13 protein-coding genes and 5 tRNA genes are annotated in these 18,444 nt (G+C 48.3%); 3 read left to right on the top strand and 15 right to left on the bottom strand.

Annotated elements, in window-relative coordinates:
- Positions 1–94 precede the first annotated feature (94 nt).
- From rpoB to Pan241w_RS26835, 15 genes are all read right to left on the bottom strand, one after another.
- Positions 95–3,811 carry a DNA-directed RNA polymerase subunit beta gene (gene rpoB, locus Pan241w_RS26765; RefSeq protein ID WP_145222114.1) on the bottom strand — a complete coding sequence of 1,239 codons (3,717 nt, stop codon included), beginning with the start codon at positions 3,809–3,811 and terminating at the stop codon, positions 95–97.
- Between the two features lie 531 nt (positions 3,812–4,342).
- The gene (rplL, locus tag Pan241w_RS26770; protein ID WP_145222117.1) at positions 4,343–4,759 is read right to left on the bottom strand and encodes a 50S ribosomal protein L7/L12; all 417 of its coding nucleotides are present in this window, start codon (positions 4,757–4,759) and stop codon (positions 4,343–4,345) included.
- Positions 4,760–4,894: 135 nt separating this feature from the next.
- Positions 4,895–5,413 (bottom strand): 50S ribosomal protein L10, encoded by a 519-nt coding sequence (gene rplJ, locus Pan241w_RS26775; RefSeq protein WP_145222120.1) that lies wholly within the window; start codon positions 5,411–5,413, stop codon positions 4,895–4,897.
- A gap of 84 nt (positions 5,414–5,497) precedes the next feature.
- Positions 5,498–6,202 (bottom strand): 50S ribosomal protein L1, encoded by a 705-nt coding sequence (gene rplA, locus Pan241w_RS26780; RefSeq protein WP_145222123.1) that lies wholly within the window; start codon positions 6,200–6,202, stop codon positions 5,498–5,500.
- An 83-nt stretch (positions 6,203–6,285) separates the two neighbouring features.
- Positions 6,286–6,711, bottom strand: a complete 426-nt coding sequence (rplK, locus tag Pan241w_RS26785; protein WP_145222126.1) for a 50S ribosomal protein L11 — start codon at positions 6,709–6,711, stop codon at positions 6,286–6,288.
- 69 nt (positions 6,712–6,780) lie between these two features.
- Complete coding sequence (nusG, locus tag Pan241w_RS26790; protein WP_145222129.1) at positions 6,781–7,365, bottom strand: transcription termination/antitermination protein NusG; 585 nt, start codon at positions 7,363–7,365, stop codon at positions 6,781–6,783.
- Positions 7,366–7,539: 174 nt separating this feature from the next.
- On the bottom strand, positions 7,540–7,977 hold the full coding sequence (gene secE, locus Pan241w_RS26795) for a preprotein translocase subunit SecE (protein WP_145222133.1): 438 nt from the start codon (positions 7,975–7,977) through the stop codon (positions 7,540–7,542).
- Positions 7,978–8,107: 130 nt separating this feature from the next.
- Positions 8,108–8,180 (bottom strand) — tRNA-Trp (locus tag Pan241w_RS26800).
- 86 nt (positions 8,181–8,266) lie between these two features.
- A complete protein-coding gene (gene rpmG, locus Pan241w_RS26805; RefSeq protein ID WP_145222136.1) occupies positions 8,267–8,422 on the bottom strand; it encodes a 50S ribosomal protein L33 in 156 nt (51 codons plus the stop codon).
- A gap of 118 nt (positions 8,423–8,540) precedes the next feature.
- Entirely contained in the window at positions 8,541–9,737 is a 1,197-nt protein-coding gene (gene tuf, locus Pan241w_RS26810; RefSeq protein ID WP_145222138.1) for an elongation factor Tu, read from the bottom strand.
- Positions 9,738–9,887: 150 nt separating this feature from the next.
- Positions 9,888–9,960, bottom strand: a tRNA-Thr gene (locus Pan241w_RS26815).
- A 38-nt stretch (positions 9,961–9,998) separates the two neighbouring features.
- Positions 9,999–10,069, bottom strand: a tRNA-Gly gene (locus Pan241w_RS26820).
- Positions 10,070–10,103: 34 nt separating this feature from the next.
- A tRNA-Tyr gene (locus Pan241w_RS26825) sits at positions 10,104–10,185 on the bottom strand.
- Positions 10,186–10,270: 85 nt separating this feature from the next.
- Positions 10,271–10,343 (bottom strand) — tRNA-Thr (locus Pan241w_RS26830).
- A gap of 458 nt (positions 10,344–10,801) precedes the next feature.
- Entirely contained in the window at positions 10,802–12,472 is a 1,671-nt protein-coding gene (locus Pan241w_RS26835) for a sigma-70 family RNA polymerase sigma factor (RefSeq protein ID WP_145222141.1), read from the bottom strand.
- Positions 12,473–13,165: 693 nt separating this feature from the next.
- Between Pan241w_RS26835 and Pan241w_RS26840 the strand changes: the two genes are divergently transcribed.
- The 3 genes from Pan241w_RS26840 to Pan241w_RS26850 all read left to right on the top strand — a co-directional run bounded on the left by Pan241w_RS26840 (position 13,166) and on the right by Pan241w_RS26850 (position 18,414).
- Positions 13,166–14,788, top strand: coding sequence for a DUF1549 domain-containing protein (locus Pan241w_RS26840; RefSeq protein WP_145222143.1), 1,623 nt, complete (start codon positions 13,166–13,168; stop codon positions 14,786–14,788).
- A gap of 26 nt (positions 14,789–14,814) precedes the next feature.
- Positions 14,815–16,098, top strand: coding sequence for a DUF1501 domain-containing protein (locus tag Pan241w_RS26845; protein WP_145222146.1), 1,284 nt, complete (start codon positions 14,815–14,817; stop codon positions 16,096–16,098).
- Positions 16,099–16,377: 279 nt separating this feature from the next.
- On the top strand, positions 16,378–18,414 hold the full coding sequence (locus Pan241w_RS26850) for a zinc ribbon domain-containing protein (RefSeq protein WP_145222149.1): 2,037 nt from the start codon (positions 16,378–16,380) through the stop codon (positions 18,412–18,414).
- Positions 18,415–18,444: the final 30 nt, after the last annotated feature.

Consider the following 18,444-nt stretch of genomic DNA (forward strand, 5'->3'; position numbering starts at 1 on the left):
GTGCACGCTCCTTATTTTCTGAACTATTTATGATCAGACATTGATCCTGAAAAAAAACCACCCTCGACACAACTCTCTAATCCCTGAGAACGCATCAAGCGGGATTTTTTTCCAGCTGTAGATTCAAACCAAGTCCACGAATTTCGTTGTTTAGCACGTCAAAGCTGGCTGGCGTACCGGCCTCTAATGTATTTTCACCGTTCACCATCGATTCATAAATCTTAGTACGGCCTTCGACATCATCACTCTTCACTGTCAGCAGTTCCTGCAGAATATAAGCAGCACCATACGCTTCCAGAGCCCACACTTCCATTTCCCCAAATCGCTGACCACCAAACCGGGCTTTACCACCCAATGGTTGTTGAGTAATCAGAGAGTAAGGACCTGTCGAACGGGCATGTACTTTGTCATCCACAAGGTGATGCAGCTTCAACATGTAAATCTGCCCCACTGTGGTTTTCTGCTCGTAGGGTTCACCAGTACGACCATCAAACAACTGTGCTTTTCCATCCTTAGGCAGACCAGCTGAATCCAGATACTCGTGAATCAATGATTCCATTGCACCGTCAAATACCGGACAAACAGCACGAAAACCATGCTTTTCGGCTGCCCAGCCAAGGTGGGTCTCCAGAATCTGCCCCACATTCATACGACTCGGAACCCCCAGTGGATTCAACATGATGTCGATCGGAGTTCCATCTTCCGTAAAAGGCATATCCTCAATCGGCAGAACTTTGGAAATCACACCTTTATTCCCGTGACGACCAGCCATCTTGTCACCCACGGAAATCTGACGTTTCGATGCGACATAGACTTTAACCATCTGCAGCACACCGTTCGGCAATTCTTCGCCACGTTTCATACTGTTAACACGCTGGTCGCAGGTATCAATTACGTCTTCCACATTGGACCAGAGATCATCGATCACAGCCCGGCAGTCTGCCTTTTTCTGCGGGCTTCGAATATCCAGATCATCTAAATGCGATAGAAAATCATGAGCATACTGAGAAACAAATTTATCCTCAAGAATGTCACGAATCTTACGGCCATCATCATCAACCAGAGGTTGACCTAATGCACTTTCAAATGTCTTCAGGAACTCACGGAACTCTGCAGCGATTTCCTGGTCACCTTTTTCTTCGACCTGTTTGAGTTCTTCATCATACTGCTTACGCTCGTAATCAGTCAGACTCATGCGGCGTGCAAATTTTTCGGTGTGAATTACGATCCCTTCCACACCACTGGAGGCCTCTAACGATTCGTTTTTGACATCCTCGCCGGCACGCCCAAAGATCGCGTGCAACAGTTTTTCTTCCGGTGTCAACTCAGCTTTGGCTTTCGGCGAAACTTTTCCGACCAGAATATCGCCCTGGCGAACACGAGTTCCCACTTTGATAATTCCGTCTTCACCAATATGTCGCAACGCCTTTTCGCTGACATTGGGAATATCACGTGTGAACTCTTCACGACCCAGCTTCGTTTCACGAATCTCAACATCAAATTCATCAATATGAATCGAAGTGTAAACGTCTTCTTTTACCAGACGCTCAGAAAGAATGATGGCGTCTTCAAAGTTGTAACCGTCCCATGACATGAAGCCTACCAGCACATTACGGCCCAGCGCCAGTAATCCGTCTGATGCAGCAGCACTGTTACACAGGATCTGACCTTTCTTGACCGAATCACCGACCTTGACGGCAGGCGTCTGATTCAAGCAGGTACGCTCGTTAAGACCTTCGTATTTTCGCAGACGATATTTTTTACCGTTGACTTCAACCACATTTCCGTCAACGTAAGTCACCTTACCGGCTTTTTCAGCTCTGACCACCATACCTGAGTTCTGAGCCACAGCGACTTCCATTCCGGTACCCACCAGAGGCGGTTCTGCGATCAACAGAGGCACGGCCTGCCGTTGCATGTTAGAACCCATCAAAGCCCGGTTCGCATCATCGTGTTCCAAGAAGGGAATCAGACCAGCGGAAATCCCCACCATCTGTGCGGGGTCGACATCGATGTAATCGACATCGCCGGCAGCAATCCAGACCACGTCATCGCGGAAGCGCGCCATCACGCGGTCTTCACTGAATTTACCGTTCTCAACGGGTGTGTCGGCGGGTGCCACATGGACTTCGGCCTCTTCATCGGCCCGCATCCAGTGCACTTCGTCGGTCAGCTTTCCATTCTTTACAAAACGATAGGGCGTCACCAGGAACCCATAATCGTCTACCTTCGAGAAAATACTCAAACTGGAAATCAAACCAATGTTGGTACCTTCAGGTGTTTCAATCGGGCAAATTCGTCCGTAGTGAGAAATATGCACATCGCGTACCTCAAAGCCGGCACGTTTCCGGTTCAAACCACCGGGCCCCAACGCACTCAGACGACGTTCGTGTGTTAACATCGAAAGTGGATTCGTCTGGTCAACCACCTGCGACAATTCGCTACGACCAAAGAAGAAGTCAATCGCCGCCGAGACACTCTTGGGGTTAATCAGCGTACGGGGAGACATCTCTTCGACATCTTTTTGTGTCATACGCTCCTGTACGGTTCGACGCAGCTTGAGGAATCCTTTACGAATTTCATCGGAAGCCAATTCATCAATCGTACGCAAACGACGGTTACCGAGGTTATCGATATCGTCTACATAAGCGGAGCCATCACCAATCCGCAAACGGACCAGATAACGAATGGAGTTAATAAAGTCTTCCGGACGCAACGTCATCTCTGTATCGGGCACATCCTGTTTGAACTTGCGATTGATACGGAAACGCCCCACGCGCCCCAATCGATAACGATTGACGTCAAAGAATTTTTCCTTGAACAGATCAATGGCCCGTTCCAGTTGCGGTGGATTTCCCGGACGTAAACGTGAATAGATTCGCAGCAATGCTTCTTCGTGAGTCGCTGTCGGATCTTCGGCAATACTTTGCAGAACCAGCAAGTCGTTGACTTCCGCAACCACTTCAATTTTCTTCAGACCGGTGTCAATGATTTCGTCAACCAGCTCTTCAGTAATTGTTCCACAACAATCCAGAATCACCTCGCCACAACGATCGTGGCCGGCGGGATACACGATATCTTCAGCGACTATTTTTCCAACCAGTTTTTCAGCAGAAGCACCCGAGGCCACTTTTTCTGATTTGGTCTCGTAAAACAGCTTTACCAGATCCGTGTCTGAGGAGTAATCTTTCGACATCGCACGCAACAGCGTCATGGCCGAGAATTTACCACTCTGGTCAATCCGCACGCCCAGTGTGTCTTTCTTACCGACGACCAGTTCGATCCAACTTCCCCGTTCGGGAATCACGCGGCAGGAATACTCTTTCTTCTCACCAGGCTCAGAACTGAGCACAAAGTCAACGCCGGGAGAACGGTGCAACTGACTGACGATACAACGCTCGGCTCCGTTGATGATGAATTCGCCGCCACCAATCATGACAGGCAAGTCGCCAAGATAGACTTCCTCTTCAATTGGTTGCTCTTTCACGAGACGCAACCAAACGCGGAAGGGGCGACCGTATGTCAATCGTAACTGACGGCACTCTGTCGGCGTGTAGCGAGGTTTTCCTAACTCATACTTTACGTACTCTAGCTGATATTGCCCCTGATAACTTTCAATGGGAAATACTTCGCGCAAAATCTCTTCAAGCCCCTGATTCTTTCGCTCACGAGGAGATTTATCAGCTTGAAGAAAAGTGGCATAAGAGTCTGTCTGAATCTGTGTTAAATCAGACAGCTCAAAACTGTGTTCAATCTTACCAAAATTTTTGACGGATTGAGTGGGGATCGTTCGCTGTGCTGGAATCGGCATTAAGATGATCTTTTCTACTTACCTGGTGCCAGATGTGGAAATGCCCTGCGTAACTGACAATGTCGAACTGACAGAGCACAAGCCAAGAATAGCGAGGAACAACAGCGCGTACCTCGAGAGATTACAGCCCCGAATGCTGTATTAAGAGCGGATCGCTCGACTAAATTAAAGCCTGATAAATCGCTCAATACTACTTTGCTATTCAAAAGAGAGTGCAATGAGTCGATTGCTTAGACCAAATGGGACTGAAACGATGACTGATCGAAGCAGATAAACTTACAAAAAACATAAAGCAGTAGTACAACATGCAATAGTGAAATCACGTCTGCAGAAACAGTCACAAACAATGATCGCTGCGTCCGATACAAAATCACCAGACAGCAGCCGGTCACTTATTCTAAACGGTGATACAGAACACTTCAATTGCACGCGAAAAAAAACCAAAAATATCCACCCGTACAGGCAGAAGCTAACCTGTGCCAAAACGATGCCTCAGCACAGGTGAACTTAAGATGGCTTTTTTACGACGACTTACTTTACTTCAGCAGAACCACCTGCTTCTTCAACTTCTTTAGCCAGTGCTTCAGCATCTTCTTTCGAGATACCTTCTTTCAGTGGTTTAGGAGCACCTTCAACCAGATCTTTTGCTTCCTTCAGACCGAGTCCTGTTGCGCCACGAACGACTTTAATCACAGGAATCTTGCTGTCGCCGAATCCAGTCAGGATGACGTCAAATTCGGTCTTTTCTGCAGCAGCTTCACCGCCGGCATCGCCGCCACCGCCACCGCCAGCCACCATGACAGCACCACCGGCAGCAGCCTTGATACCGTGGACTTCGTCAAGGTATTCAGCCAATTCTTTAGCCTGGAGCAATGTCAATCCAGCAATTTTGTCGCCCAGTTCTTTGGTCTCTTCACCAAATTCAGTTGTTGCTTCGGCTGTCGCCATCTTCTCTTTCCTTTCGCACGAATGCGTAAAATAGAATCTCTCAATAGTGTAAATCAAATCAACGCTGCATTGCCTCAGCAGCAGTTGCTACAAATTTCAAGACACAAACCACAAGCCTTGAAACGGGTCAACGACTTATGACTCATCCCCTTCAGAGATTGTCTTAATCTGCCCGGCAAGGGTCCCGCCGGGACCTTTGATTGCCCCTGCTAATTGTGCACCAGGTCCGAGGATCCGGGAAACAATTTCGCCAATCAATTCCATTCGACCAGGGCTCTTACTTAGTTTTGTCACATCATCTGACGTGAGTGCGGTTCCTTCTGTGGACCCGCCTTTGATCGCCAGATTTTCGATATCTGAAGCCCATTTCGACATCTCTTTTGAGAGAGCGACAATATCTTCGCCCCCCCACACGAGAGTCGAAGGCCCCTTTAAGACATCTTCCAACCCTTCAACGCCAGCGTTGGCAAAGGCACGACGGGCCAGAGAATTCTTCACCGTCAGAGTCGAAATCCCTTTCTCCTGCAACTTAAGACGAAAACCGTTATCGGTAATCGCATCCAACTTTGCAGAATCCACAACAACGAAATCTCGAACTTCGCCAATCTGGGATTCGATCTCCGAGATGATCAGCTCTTTTACAAATTTACTCATTAGATCTCTTCCAGCTCATTAAACGCCGAAAACAGTTATTCGTTAATATTTTTGGCTACAAATACAATCTGAGTGTTTACGATTTTAAAGTGCAATTCCGATTCCAGGGCTCATCGTTGACGAAATAGCAATATTCCGCACATAAGCGCCTTTCACAGAAGAAGGCCGCAATGATTCCAGATACTTTAACATCGCCTGAATATTCTCCACTAACTGGCTGGCTTCGAACGATAGCTTACCAACGCGACAATGCACATTACCGCCAGCGTCCACACGAAACTCAACCTTACCAGCCTTATAATCTTTCACGGCATTCTCGACATCTTGAGTCACAGTCCCAGCGCGGGGCGAAGGCATCAAACCTCGTGGCCCCAGAACACGACCCAGCGGACCAACAACACCCATCATATCCGGTGTTGCAATCGCCACATCAAAATCAAGCCAGCCCCCCTTGATCTTCTCTGCCAGATCTTTGCCACCAGCTGCATCAGCACCGGCTGCCTCGGCTGCTTCCAGATTCGCACCCTGGGCAAACACAACAACACGCTGTGTTTTACCAATACCATGCGGCAGAATGATCGAGCCACGCACCAGTTGGTCTGCCTGACGAGGATCGACACCCAATCGCACAGCCAACTCAACCGTCTGGTCCATTTTCACTGGCTTGATTGCTGCAGGCAGATCGCTCTCCAGAGACTTTAAAGCCTCCACAGCCTCTTCCAGACCAGCAGAACTAAGCCCGGCCAGCTTTTCATTATAAAATTTAGTTCGCTTGGATTGTTTTCCCATGACTCTCTATCCGAAAAACGTTTTATGTTTATTTAATATCGCCTGAACCCGGCACCAATAATCTTTGCCCTTAAGACAAATGATTATTTCTCGACTTCGAGCCCCATGCTACGGGCAGTCCCAGCAATAATCTTGGCTGCCTGATCAATATTGGGAGCATTCAGATCCTCAAACTTGGTCTTGGCAATTTCTTTCAACTGGTCGACGGTCACTTTACCCACTTTGTTCTTCTTAGGATTTCCAGACCCTTTGGCGATCTGAGCAGCCTGCTTTAGGAGTACCGCAGCAGGGGGACTCTTCAGAACAAAGTCAAAAGAGCGATCGTTGAAAATGCTGATCACAACCGGAACAGTCGTGCCGGCCATATCTTTGGTTCGGTCATTAAACTGCTGGACAAACTGACCAATATTAACACCGTGTGGACCGAGTGCCGTACCCACAGGAGGAGCAGGAGTTGCCTGACCACCGAGAATTTGAACTTTTACTTCTGCAACAAGCTGCTTAGCCATTTGACCGACTTTCAAAACACTTTATAAACACGTGAATCAAACTATTTTACACGGAGCCCGAAAGCCCGATTAGACCTTTTCAATCTGCCAGTACTCTAACTCTGTAGGAGTAGGACGGCTGAAAATTTCAATCAGAACAGTCACCTTGCCACTGGCCTCATCAATATTGTCGATCGTACCCTCAAACCCTTCAAAGGTACCATCTTTAATTTTGACAACATCACCGGTCTGAAAATCTAATTTAATCTTAACAGGAGTCTCTTCCTTGGTCTCTTCACGGCCCAGCATGCGAGCAATTTCGTGCTCCTGCATGGGAATCGGCTTACCTGCCGCGCCAGTGAAGTCCCCCACTCCATTTGTGGATCGAACCAGGTACCAGCTGTCATCATTCAGCTCCACCTGAATCATGAGATAGCCAGGATAAAGCTTTCGCTCAAAAACCCGCTTTTTACCACCCTTTGTTTCAACAACCTTCTCGGTCGGAATAATTATTTCTCCGAAATATTCTTCCAGACCGTCTCGCTTAATCCCTCTTAGCAAAGCCTCCCGAATTGATTTCTCGCGGTTGCTTTGCACTTTTAACACATACCATAGGCGTTTTTCAGAGCCCTCTGGATTTTCAGAGGCAAGATCAGAACCCGAATCATTACTCATGAGACACCTTCAACAGGATCCGTTACATACGAACACCTGACAATTACCCTGAAGCTACAATAATAGCGACTGCCAAAAGCAGGAATCGCCCATAATGAGCAGGAATCACAATTTATTCAAGAAGCAGAGATCAAAAAATCTCTGTTATCTACCGAAAGCCGAATCGCTACTTCCTCAAATCTGCAGAAAACCGATCCATTTCCACTTGAAGAGGAACTGCCAGAACATGTCATATGCCAAGAGCAGAAACGACAGAAAAAACATCAAGACAATCACAACTGCCGTCGAACGCCACAACTGATCCCAGGTCGCCCAGGTCACCTTACTAATCTCAGCTTCCACCGAAATCAGAAAGTCAGCAAACCGGGGGAAATTAACCACCCGATAGGCCAGCCAAGCCGAAACAACCACAATTGCTACCGCAATCCCTTTTTGCACCCCGGCGGACATCCCCAGCGGCAAAACATTATACAGAGAATAGGCACCAAAAATGGCCACCGCAACCAGCCCAATTGCTGTCAGCTGACGCACCAGACGCCCCTGATTCCGTTTATACAAACCACCACTCACCAAAGTGGCAGAAAACGCTTGTCCTGTCTTGGATTTAGCCATTGGACCAATTTACTAAATAATATAAGGAACAGAAGCGAACTAAAAATCGCAAACCTGCCGTTAAAAACTAAGATAAAAGAGCAAGAGGCAACCACCTCTTCATTGCCCCGCAGCAGATGCAACACAAAAACACGGGCGGAGGGACTTGAACCCCCAACCGCTGGATTTGGAATCCAGTGCTCTGCCAATTGAGCTACACCCGTTCAAACTCATGAACCGACCAAACATTTTGACCACCGGAAGCAACTCAAAGACCTGACACCAGTCACAAAATCCAGGCCAGCAGAACCTACTTCTTGCGAGACTCTTTATGCAATGTATGCTTCCGCAACTTGGGACAGTACTTCATCAGCGAAAGCCGTTCCGTGCCACGAGTCTCCTTACTGACCCGATAATTTCGCATTCCGGTCTCAGTACATTCTAACCAAACATATTCACGTGCCATAACAGCCCTCGGTCCCAACGGACAACAGTACAACAAACCTACTATAACTTTAAGGTGTCCACTCCGTCATCAGACAGAGTGGACACCGTGTAAATCACAAAAAGCAGCAACTCTTTAACTACTCAACGATCTTGGTAACAACACCAGAACCAACAGTACGACCACCTTCACGAATCGCGAAGCGGCTACCTTCTGACATAGCGATTGGCTTACCAAGCTCGACTTCAACTTCCACATTATCACCAGGCATACACATCTCTGCACCACCCAGCAATGTTGTAGAACCAGTCACGTCAGTTGTACGGAAGTAGAACTGAGGACGGTAACCGTTGAAGAACGGAGTATGACGACCACCTTCTTCTTTACTCAGGACGTAAACCTGACCTTCGAATTTGGTGTGCGGAGGAATTGAACCAGGAGCAGCCAATACCTGACCACGCTCCACGTCTTCCTTCTTAGTACCACGCAACAGAATACCCACGTTGTCGCCAGCCAGACCCTCATTCAAAGTCTTCTGGAACATTTCGACGCCGGTACAAGTCGTTTCCTGCGTATCACGCAGACCAACGATTTCCACTTTGTCACCAACAGTAATCTTACCCTGCTCGATACGACCAGTTACAACAGTACCACGGCCAGCAATGGAGAACACGTCTTCAATCGCCATTAAGAACGCCTTGTCTGCTTCACGTTCTGGAGCAGGAATGTCAGCATCCAGAGCATCCATCAAATTGCCGATACAGGCGTTGTATTCTGGATCAGCTGGATGATCGAGTGCACCTTTCGCATTTCCACGAACGATCGTAATGTCATCGCCGGGGAAACCGTACTTGGTCAGCAACTCACGGATTTCCATTTCAACCAGTTCGAGCAACTCTTCATCGTCGACCAGGTCACACTTATTTAGAAAGACGACCAGAGAAGGCACATCTACCTGACGAGCCAACAGAATGTGCTCACGCGTCTGAGGCATTGGGCCGTCAGCAGCAGAGACCACCAGAATGGCACCATCCATCTGGGCAGCACCGGTGATCATGTTCTTGATATAGTCAGCGTGACCAGGACAGTCGATATGAGCGTAGTGACGAGTGTCGCTTTCGTACTCCACGTGACTCACAGCAATTGTCACAGTCTTAGTATCGTCACGAACGGTTCCCCCCTTCGCAACATCAGCATAACTCTTCATCTGGGCAAGGCCCTTTTCGCTCTGCACTGCCAGCAAAGCGGTTGTCAGGGTTGTCTTACCATGGTCGATGTGTCCAATCGTACCTACGTTTACGTGCGGCTTTGTTCGCTCAAAGACTTCCTTAGCCATCTCTCTTTAAAACCCCTTTTTCAGGCCTGGCATACAACCAAACCCAAACAATAAAACCAACAAAACAAATAGCGAGGTAAAAACAGGAGTAACCCCTCGCACGCAAGAGGCACACACCTCCTGAAAACCACATTTTAATTCACTCAAAAAAGCTGCTGATGGGACTTGAACCCATGACCTCGTCCTTACCAAGGACGCGCTCTACCGACTGAGCCACAGCAGCATTTTCTGTCTTAAAAACCAAACGCGTTTATATCAAAAAGCGGGTGAAGGGAATCGAACCCTCACAACCAGCTTGGAAGGCTGGGGCTCTACCATTGAGCTACACCCGCAAAACCGTGACTCAGTCAATTTCCAACTCATAAGTGGGGGAAGCAGGATTCGAACCTGCGAAGGCATAGCCATCAGATTTACAGTCTGACCCCTTTGGCCGCTCGGGAATTCCCCCTCCCAACCAGCCGAAGCTGGATATCATAAGCCGTTCACTGAACCCACTTTAAGTAAAAAGAAAGGCCCAGAATTTCAGGTTAAAGAGCTAGCGGTGGGAATCGAACCCACAACCTTCGGTTTACAAAACCGATGCTCTGCCGATTGAGCTACGCTAGCCTGTCAATCTAAAACTAAGCTAGCAGGCTTCAAGCCTCATGCAACCTGAACGACTCGCCTGGCTAAAGAGGTACTTTCCCCGCCGAAACTCAGTAAGCAGCTCAATATAGCAATCAGGCACTTGCTTGCAAGTGTGAACGACTGGCTGATTCCAAAAAATGTTATCTTTTCTTAATGCTGTATGCCTATACGGCCTATGATTTTCCATCTCAACGCAATCTGCTTTTCATCATAGAGAAGGTTGATTTCGACTACGTGAGTGATAAGACACAATTTCTGCCTCTAAGTTCAAGAAAACCAAGAACAAAAGCAGCATTCACCCAAGCCACCGATTTCACAACAGTAAAGATCGGTATTCAGGGAAGTCACAAAAAAACAGGCATGGCTCTGTGAACCATGCCTGTTTGAGGGGAGAACTCACTAATAAGACCAGAAAAACCGGTCTTGATCAGCCTGCTTTAAATTCCCGGAATTTCAACTCGTTCTACCTGTGTAATTCTCCGTAATTTTTTCAGAGCACGAGACTCCAACTGCCTGATCCGCTCCTTGGTCACACCAAAACGATCACCAACCTGTTCAAGTGTCTGGGGTTCATTTCGGGCATTCAGTCCATAGCGATAAATCAGAATATCTTTCTCGCGGCCATCCAACTGATCCAGAATACTCATGATCACAGCATGCTGTTTCTGGTTGATCAGTTCCTCACGGTACTGGCTTTCCCGCTCATCAGTCGATTGAAAGAATAATTCTTCATTACCCGTTCGGAACCGATCGAGCACCTTGTACTCGGCGGGAATCGAACGTGCGTAATTCTTCATAATCGCCCAGCTGGCATACGTAGAAAACTTGTTCCCTTTTGTGTAATCAAATTTCTCGATTGCACGAATCAGCGACATATTGCCGTCACTAACCATTTCAAAGAAGTTGTTTCCTGGCCTGATATGACGCTTGGCAATTGAAACCACCAGTCGCAGGTTACTCCGGATCAAAAAGTTTTTCACATCGGTACTCTCATCAAGCAACTTTTCGATCTGATCCATGTCTCGCGCTTTGGGTCGATTAGGATCCAGATTTTCCTGAATCTGAAATGCCCTGTATTTCAGGTAATTCAGTTTTCGGAAATAGTAGGCTTCCTCTTCTCGCGTCAGCAATGGAATTGAATACAAGCTTGCCAGATACGGGGGCAATCCGGGCGGAGTGCGAACTTTTTCATTCGATTTATCGACTTCCGGAGGTGGCCCCAGAATCACTTTGTCTGCATTTGGTTGTTCAAATTCATCACTATGCATGTAGTCGATCGTCTGGGCATGCAGACGTGCAGCCCGGGCTTCGGAAATGATGCGATAAATACTGGCCTTAGTGCGACAGTAACGACGCGCCAGCTTTTCGACGGGAATTCCACGTCGAAACGTGTTGTAAATATCACGCTTCTGTTGCTCTGTAATTTTTTCTGGAGCATTCGGAAATATAGCCAACTCCGGGTTCTCCCGATCAAAATTTTTCAAAGTGTAGCGAATGGTTTCCGGCGAACGATTCATGTGCCGCGCAATCCGCCGGCTGATCTCAGCAGGACACCCTCCATACCGAGCCAGACGCCGCGCCCGACGCAGAATCTCTTCACGATCTTCATCACTCAGCTGACTGAAATTCATGCTGCGTGTGATATGACCGCGATTCTTCTGTAGAAAACGATCCACTGACGACTTCAGGAAACCAACCCGTTTCCGGCCGTTAAACCGAAAACGACGACTGACCAAACCTTTATCTCTCCAACGATCAACGGTCTTCGTGGAAATATTGAACTTTTTACTGAGATCCTGGACCGTCAGAACCTCCTCATCGACATCGTCTACGTTAATCTCTGCGCTGTCAGACAGGTCCTCAATAAAGCAACGTAAATCATGCAGAACATCCGCGCCGGAAATCACCAGATCCGGGTAAATTTCCGATCGGTATGTTGTGATTTCCTTACAGAGGTCCGGATAGGGATAATCCTGCTCCTGCTCGATATTAGAGAGAAATTGCTCCGCGCGGCTGATTTGCTCAAGCTTCACCTCGCGCGGTGCGTACTTCACCTGCTGCTCCGCTAACTGTTTCATCGCCGGATTGTTATATTTTGAACTGATCATGAATTCCCACCCTCTTTTTTTGACTCTTCCCAGTAACCACAGTGTCCATCACATGCGTCGTCTCCAGGTTCTGTCATTAGTACGTATTATTAGACGAATATGAGAAGAAAAAGTTCACACGTAAATAATTTTAGTCAAACATCTCATATTTCCAGCAAAACGTTGAAAATGGCGCGGCATAACCACTGATATCAATGAACATAAACCAATAATATAATTAAACTTACAACTCTACTTATTAATATAAGAACTCGAAGCTCTCTCCCGATTAAACCCGCAAAACTAACTATGATTCGGCCCCAGACCTCTATTCTTAGAAATAAAATTGTGTGAAATAGCTCACATTTCCCAATCCCAGCACCTGCCCGCAACCAGTATACAAATATAAACACACCCTGTCAAACCGTACGTACACTATTCAGAATTGGCATCCAAACTGATCCCAATTACGTGAACATTCATGTCTAAATGAATATAAATTCCAGCCTGTCCTGATTCGAATCCACCGAAGTCTATTTACCTTTGTCCCAGTAGAGATACCATTTAAGGAAAGAAAGCTAAGACTCTCTGTTTGGACTTGAAGTCACCGTCTCAACAGCTCATTTCTTAAATACAATACGACAAATACAATTGCTTCATTTGACGCATTTCAATTCGGACCTCCGAATCTCTCTTTCAGCAGCAGGTAGCATTATGTTGAAGCGTGGTCAAAGTTCTTTATTCAGGCCCTATCAATGGATCGTTTTCATCACATTGATTTGTCTGTTTCTTCCGACAACTTTAGCGGCTGCGCCCAGAAAAAATGCGAAGAAGAAAGCCCCTCCGCTCAATCTCCCTCCTCTCAAAACACAAGAACAGAAGATGCAGCTACTGGGATATATCCGGTCAACGATGCCGACACGTCGAATTGCCCGTAGCGTCAGCTTCAGCTCCGCCGACCTGGATCAGGCTCTGGAACAGGAACTAGGTCCAACGTCGCAGGCAGCCCTCGCAAAAACAATTGATGACGAAACTTTTATTCGACGCGTCTATCTCGATCTGACAGGGACACTACCCACACCACAAAAAATCGATTCATTTCTTGCCAGTCAACAGAGAGGCAAACGAGCCGCGTTGATTGACGAATTGCTGGAAACCAAAGAGTACGCGCGCAAATGGGCTCGGTACTGGTCCTCGGTCATTTTTTACGATAGTGTCGCCAACAAAAACCGAGTCAGTCCACAGGCACTGGAGGACTGGCTGGCAGAGCAATTCAGCAAAGGAGCTCCTTGGGATTACATTACCGTAATGCTGATTTCGGCGACTCCCCAGCGCAACAAAGCGGTCCGAAACGACTTTGGCCAGAAATACGGGCCGAACAATTTTGTGCTGGCATGCGAAAATAAATCGACTGAACTCGCGTCTCAGACGGCTCGTATCTTTATGGGTATCAGCATCAAATGCGCCGAATGCCACGACCATCCGTTTGATAACTGGAAACGCGAGCAATTTCATGAACTCGCCGCCTTTTTCCATCCCTACACCTACAAAATGCCTGACGCAGATGACCCAACAGTCAAAACGGTAGTCAAACCCCGCTTTCTGCTGGGAGAAAAACCACACGAGAAAATGAAATCCGACGCCCGGCGAGTTTCCATAGCCGCCTACCTGGCATACAACCCGCAAAATTACTGGTTTGCTCGCGCCTATGTGAACCGCATCTGGAGCGAACTGATTGGCGACGGATTCTATGATGTCGACAGCCTGGGGCCTGACAGCGATGTGATTCACAAGCCGGTCGTCAACCGGATCGCCGCCAATTTCCGCTATAAAAACTTTGATCCCAAGTGGGTCTTTCGATTGATTATGAACTCAAAAATCTATCAGCGAGAAATGCGGACCATGTCTTCGACATCAGAACTGTTTACCGCAGTCCGACCTTCCCGATTGCGCCCGGATGTTGTCGCATCTGCGGTTGAAAAATTAGCAGGATATGACAAAAAACTACACCAGGAAATTATGCAGGTCTTCGATATGAACCCCTCTCTGCCTCAAGGGGCGTTAGAAGGATCAATCCAACAGGCGCTGCTGCTGATGAACAGCGCCACCCTGCAGTCCAGACTCTCTCAAAGTGAACTCAAACAACAACTCGTTAAGATCAACTCAAACGAAGATTTGGTACAGAAACTGTATCTGAACGTGCTGGCCAGACATGCAACTGAGCAGGAAATACAACGGAATAGCGAATATTTGAACGAGTCAGAAAACCGCGAAGAGGCCATCGAAGACCTAGTCTGGGTCCTTATCAATTCCACAGAGTTTCGAACAAAACGCTAGTTATTTTGAATCAGAGGAATCATCACATGCAGGCAGATGCGCTCTTACATCTGAATTTGAACCGTCGCGGCGGGATCTCCCGAAGAAAATTTTTACAGTCTGCTTCGCTGGGAATCTCCGGCTCTGCACTGTTAAGCCAGTTCCGCTTAAACGCAGCCGAACTGAAAAAGGAAGGCCGCTCCTGTATCCTGGTCTGGCTGGCTGGTGCACCGAGCCAGATGGAAACCTGGGACCCCAAACCGGGGACGCCCAATGGGGGCGAAACAAAAAAAATTGCAACCCAGACACCGGGAATTGAAATTGCTCATTATTGGCCCAAGATCGCTTCTGTCATGAACGACATTGCCGTCATTCGTTCCATGACCGGCAAAGAAGCCGCCCACGAACGCGGCACCTACCACCTGCATACCGGTCACCGCATGCTGGGGATTGAAAAGTTCCCCCATTTCGGTTCGGTCGTCGCCAAAGAGATCGGTGACCCCCAATCGGATATCCCCAACTTTGTCAGCATCGGCCAGACACTGAGCTCGGGCTTTCTGGGAGTTCAGGTAGCACCGTTTATTATCGATCGCCCCGGTCAGCTACCGGATAATGTTTTTAATGACACACCCACCTCACGGCAGCAACGCAGACTCGCGTTATTAAGCCAACAGGAAAGTGACTTTGCTGACGCCGGTGCTGCAGCTCTCGTCAAAGAGCAAAGCAAGCTGTATCAGAAAGCGAACCTGATGATGCTGTCACCCCGCCTGAAAGCATTTCAATTCGATGACGAACCGACGGCCATGAAAGAGGCCTACGGGAAATCGCAACTCGGACAGGGACTGCTGGTAGCACGCAGGCTCGTGGAAGTAGGCGTCCCCTTTGTTGAAGTGCGCAGCGGAGGCTGGGACATGCACAACAACGTCTTTAAAGGAATGGAACGACGTGCTCCTGAAGTCGATCAAGGCTTATCTCAGTTGTTGATCGATCTGAAACAGCGTGGCTTGCTGGATAAAACGCTGGTGCTCTGTATGGGTGAATTCGGACGCACTCCTAAAATCAATGCTCGTCCCCCTGTTCCCGGACGTGACCATTGGGTCAAAAACTTCAACCTTCTGATGGCAGGAGCAGGCATCAAAGGGGGACAAGTCATCGGCAAAACGGATGAAAACGGTCAGGAAATCGTCGATTCCCCGGTCGAAGTGGATGATCTCTTCCGATCCATGTGCCATGCCATGAAAATCAACGCTGACATGGAATTACACACCCCCATCGGACGTCCCGTTAAGCTGGTCGAAAGCGGCACCGTAATTAACGGCCTCTTCCGCTGATTACCCCAAACCGTTGCCAGTCCTCAGGCTGATAACAAATCATCTCTGAACTTTAGCTATTGTTTTTCGCTCTCCTTGCGCGCTTGAGTGACTTTCATAGGAACTGACACCACATGGGAAACCGTCCTTAATCCAAAACAAGACTCAAAAAGACTTGGCAGCACTCCTCAACAAAACGTATGATAAAGGAAAAGGCGGCTTTTGCGCGCAGTGATCTGTTGTCGCTTTACTCCTTACCACGATTCACCTTACGAAAACAACACACTAACAGGCGGATTCATGACAAGCATTGCTGTCCCTTGTCCACAATGTAAAAAAAAGCTCAAACTCCGGGATAAAAGTCTGCTCGGCAAGAAAGCGCGCTGCCCCAACTGCAAACATGCATTCGTCCTAAAACTTCCGGTCAGTTCCCCTACGGTCCCGGAAACTGCACCTGAACAAATTCAAATCGAGCCTGCGTCTCCTGCAGAGTCTCAGCAAAACGAAGAAGTCAAAATCGAGTTAGCACAACCTGCCACACCAGTCGTCGGGACCTCTGCCAAGTGGGTTCCCGATGAACCAGTGGATTTGCCTCAACCCACAGCTTTCACGCCTCCCGTTGAGAAACCAGGTGCGTTCCCACAAATTGATACTTCAGCGGGCAGTTCAAAATCAGTAGAAACATCGGCTCCCGTTATTAACACAGATGCCCCCGGCCCTGTCGTACCTAAAATTGACTTAGAATCAACAGAGCATGCGGGTGTGGCCCGTCTCCGTGAACTGCGGCGAAAAAATGCCAAACGGCGTAATGTGTCGATACTCATCGGTCTGACATTGATCCTTGTGATCGGCGTCGGTGCTTATTTTGCCTGGCCTCGGGTCGAACAAACTCTTACAACCAAACCACCGACTCCCGCGGCTACGAAAGGTGCGCCTGCAAAACCAGTACTGCCTCCCACTCTGGTCAGCCAGACTCAGGAAAAAATTCCCAGCCCTACATCGGGAGAACCAGTGCGGCTGTTATACGTCCCCGCTGGTACGCGGGTTTTGTTTCACTTACGTCCCGCCGAACTCTGGGCTCCTGGTTCTCAAGGCGAGGAATTTCGCGCCTGCCTGGGTCCGATTGGAATCTGGGCCGAGCAGAAGATCAAAGAAATCTGTCTCCGCGACCCTTCGCAAATCAAAGAGCTCACCCTCTGCCTGATGCTGGGAAGTCCCGGTGCACCGCCGGAATATGCAGTCGTCGTTCGTCCAACCGAACCAGTGAAACGCTCAGAACTAATCACTCAATTCGATGGACAACGGCTGGATGGTTATAATTTCCCCGTTTATTCCGGTGACAAACATTCCTACATGATCGTGGATGAAAATCTCTACGTCATTGGCCCACCGGGAGAAGATCGCGCGACAGAAATGGCGGAAGCACGCGAGTACGAAAGCAGTACATCGCCCGGCATCGAATCGATTCTGAAGCAGACCGACCGCGACCGGCACCTGACCATCGTCTTCGATCCTGATGAAGTGCGCCGTCAGCAGGATGTGCTGATTCCAGAAAAAGCACATCCCTTTTTAAACCAGCTGCTGGACTGGATTGGTGATGACGTCGAAACAGTTGCCTGGAGTATGCATCTGGGGCAAGATGATTTTTATTCCGAAATGACATTCCGCAATACCACAATGATTCGCCCTCCCAAACTAGCTTCCAATTTAAAGGAACGACTGGATCAACTTCCACACGAAATGCTGACTGGGGTTGAGAAAATGAATCCGGGAACCGTAGGCAGTCGAAAAGTCATTGGCCGATTCCCTGCGATGCTCAAAGCGTTCAGCATGGCCAACCAGCAGCAGTCAGGAGAACGCTACGCCCAATTAACCAGTACATTGCCGGAGCGTGCGGCACCCAACCTGGCGCTAGCCAGCTTACTCACTTGGGATGAATCAACGCGAACCGATTTTTCCGCCAAAGCAAAACCCAAGCCTTCTGCTGGTCCCAAGTTGCCTGATAAGGTGGTCGATCGTCTGAAGAAAAAGATTGACGTTGATTTTCGTCGTATGCCGCTCCAGGAAGTATTTGCTTATATCGCTGATGAAACCAAAACCAATATCATCCTCGAAGGGGAAGCCCTCAAACTGGTAGGATATACCAAAAACATGCCGCAGACGATGAACATGGGCATGGTTTCCGGACTGGATACGATTCAAGCCATTTTCAACGTCAAAGATCAGGGGCAAATGTGTCTGGTCATTGATGAAGCTAAGAAAACAGCAACAATCACCAGCAAACCTTATGCAAAGCAAAATAATTTGAAACAATTTGAGTTTCCGCCCAAAAAATAACGTTCCACGTCGGATTCAATCTAAAGGTGA

Source organism: Gimesia alba (genome assembly GCF_007744675.1).
In the GTDB taxonomy this organism is placed as follows: Bacteria; Planctomycetota; Planctomycetia; order Planctomycetales; family Planctomycetaceae; genus Gimesia; species Gimesia alba.

Excerpts from the sequence above, each read along its gene's own strand:
- rpoB (WP_145222114.1), bottom strand. The coding sequence starts at position 3,811 with ATGCCGATTCCAGCACAGCGAACGATCCCCACTCAATCCGTCAAAAAT.
- rplK (WP_145222126.1), bottom strand. The coding sequence starts at position 6,711 with ATGGCTAAGCAGCTTGTTGCAGAAGTAAAAGTTCAAATTCTCGGTGGT.
- nusG (WP_145222129.1), bottom strand. The coding sequence starts at position 7,365 with ATGAGTAATGATTCGGGTTCTGATCTTGCCTCTGAAAATCCAGAGGGC.
- rplA (WP_145222123.1), bottom strand. The coding sequence starts at position 6,202 with ATGGGAAAACAATCCAAGCGAACTAAATTTTATAATGAAAAGCTGGCC.
- tuf (WP_145222138.1), bottom strand. The coding sequence starts at position 9,737 with ATGGCTAAGGAAGTCTTTGAGCGAACAAAGCCGCACGTAAACGTAGGT.
- Pan241w_RS26850 (WP_145222149.1), top strand. The coding sequence starts at position 16,378 with ATGACAAGCATTGCTGTCCCTTGTCCACAATGTAAAAAAAAGCTCAAA.
- secE (WP_145222133.1), bottom strand. The coding sequence starts at position 7,977 with ATGGCTAAATCCAAGACAGGACAAGCGTTTTCTGCCACTTTGGTGAGT.
- Pan241w_RS26840 (WP_145222143.1), top strand. The coding sequence starts at position 13,166 with ATGTTGAAGCGTGGTCAAAGTTCTTTATTCAGGCCCTATCAATGGATC.
- rplL (WP_145222117.1), bottom strand. The coding sequence starts at position 4,759 with ATGGCGACAGCCGAAGCAACAACTGAATTTGGTGAAGAGACCAAAGAA.
- rplJ (WP_145222120.1), bottom strand. The coding sequence starts at position 5,413 with ATGAGTAAATTTGTAAAAGAGCTGATCATCTCGGAGATCGAATCCCAG.
- rpmG (WP_145222136.1), bottom strand. The coding sequence starts at position 8,422 with ATGGCACGTGAATATGTTTGGTTAGAATGTACTGAGACCGGAATGCGA.
- Pan241w_RS26835 (WP_145222141.1), bottom strand. The coding sequence starts at position 12,472 with ATGATCAGTTCAAAATATAACAATCCGGCGATGAAACAGTTAGCGGAG.
- Pan241w_RS26845 (WP_145222146.1), top strand. The coding sequence starts at position 14,815 with ATGCAGGCAGATGCGCTCTTACATCTGAATTTGAACCGTCGCGGCGGG.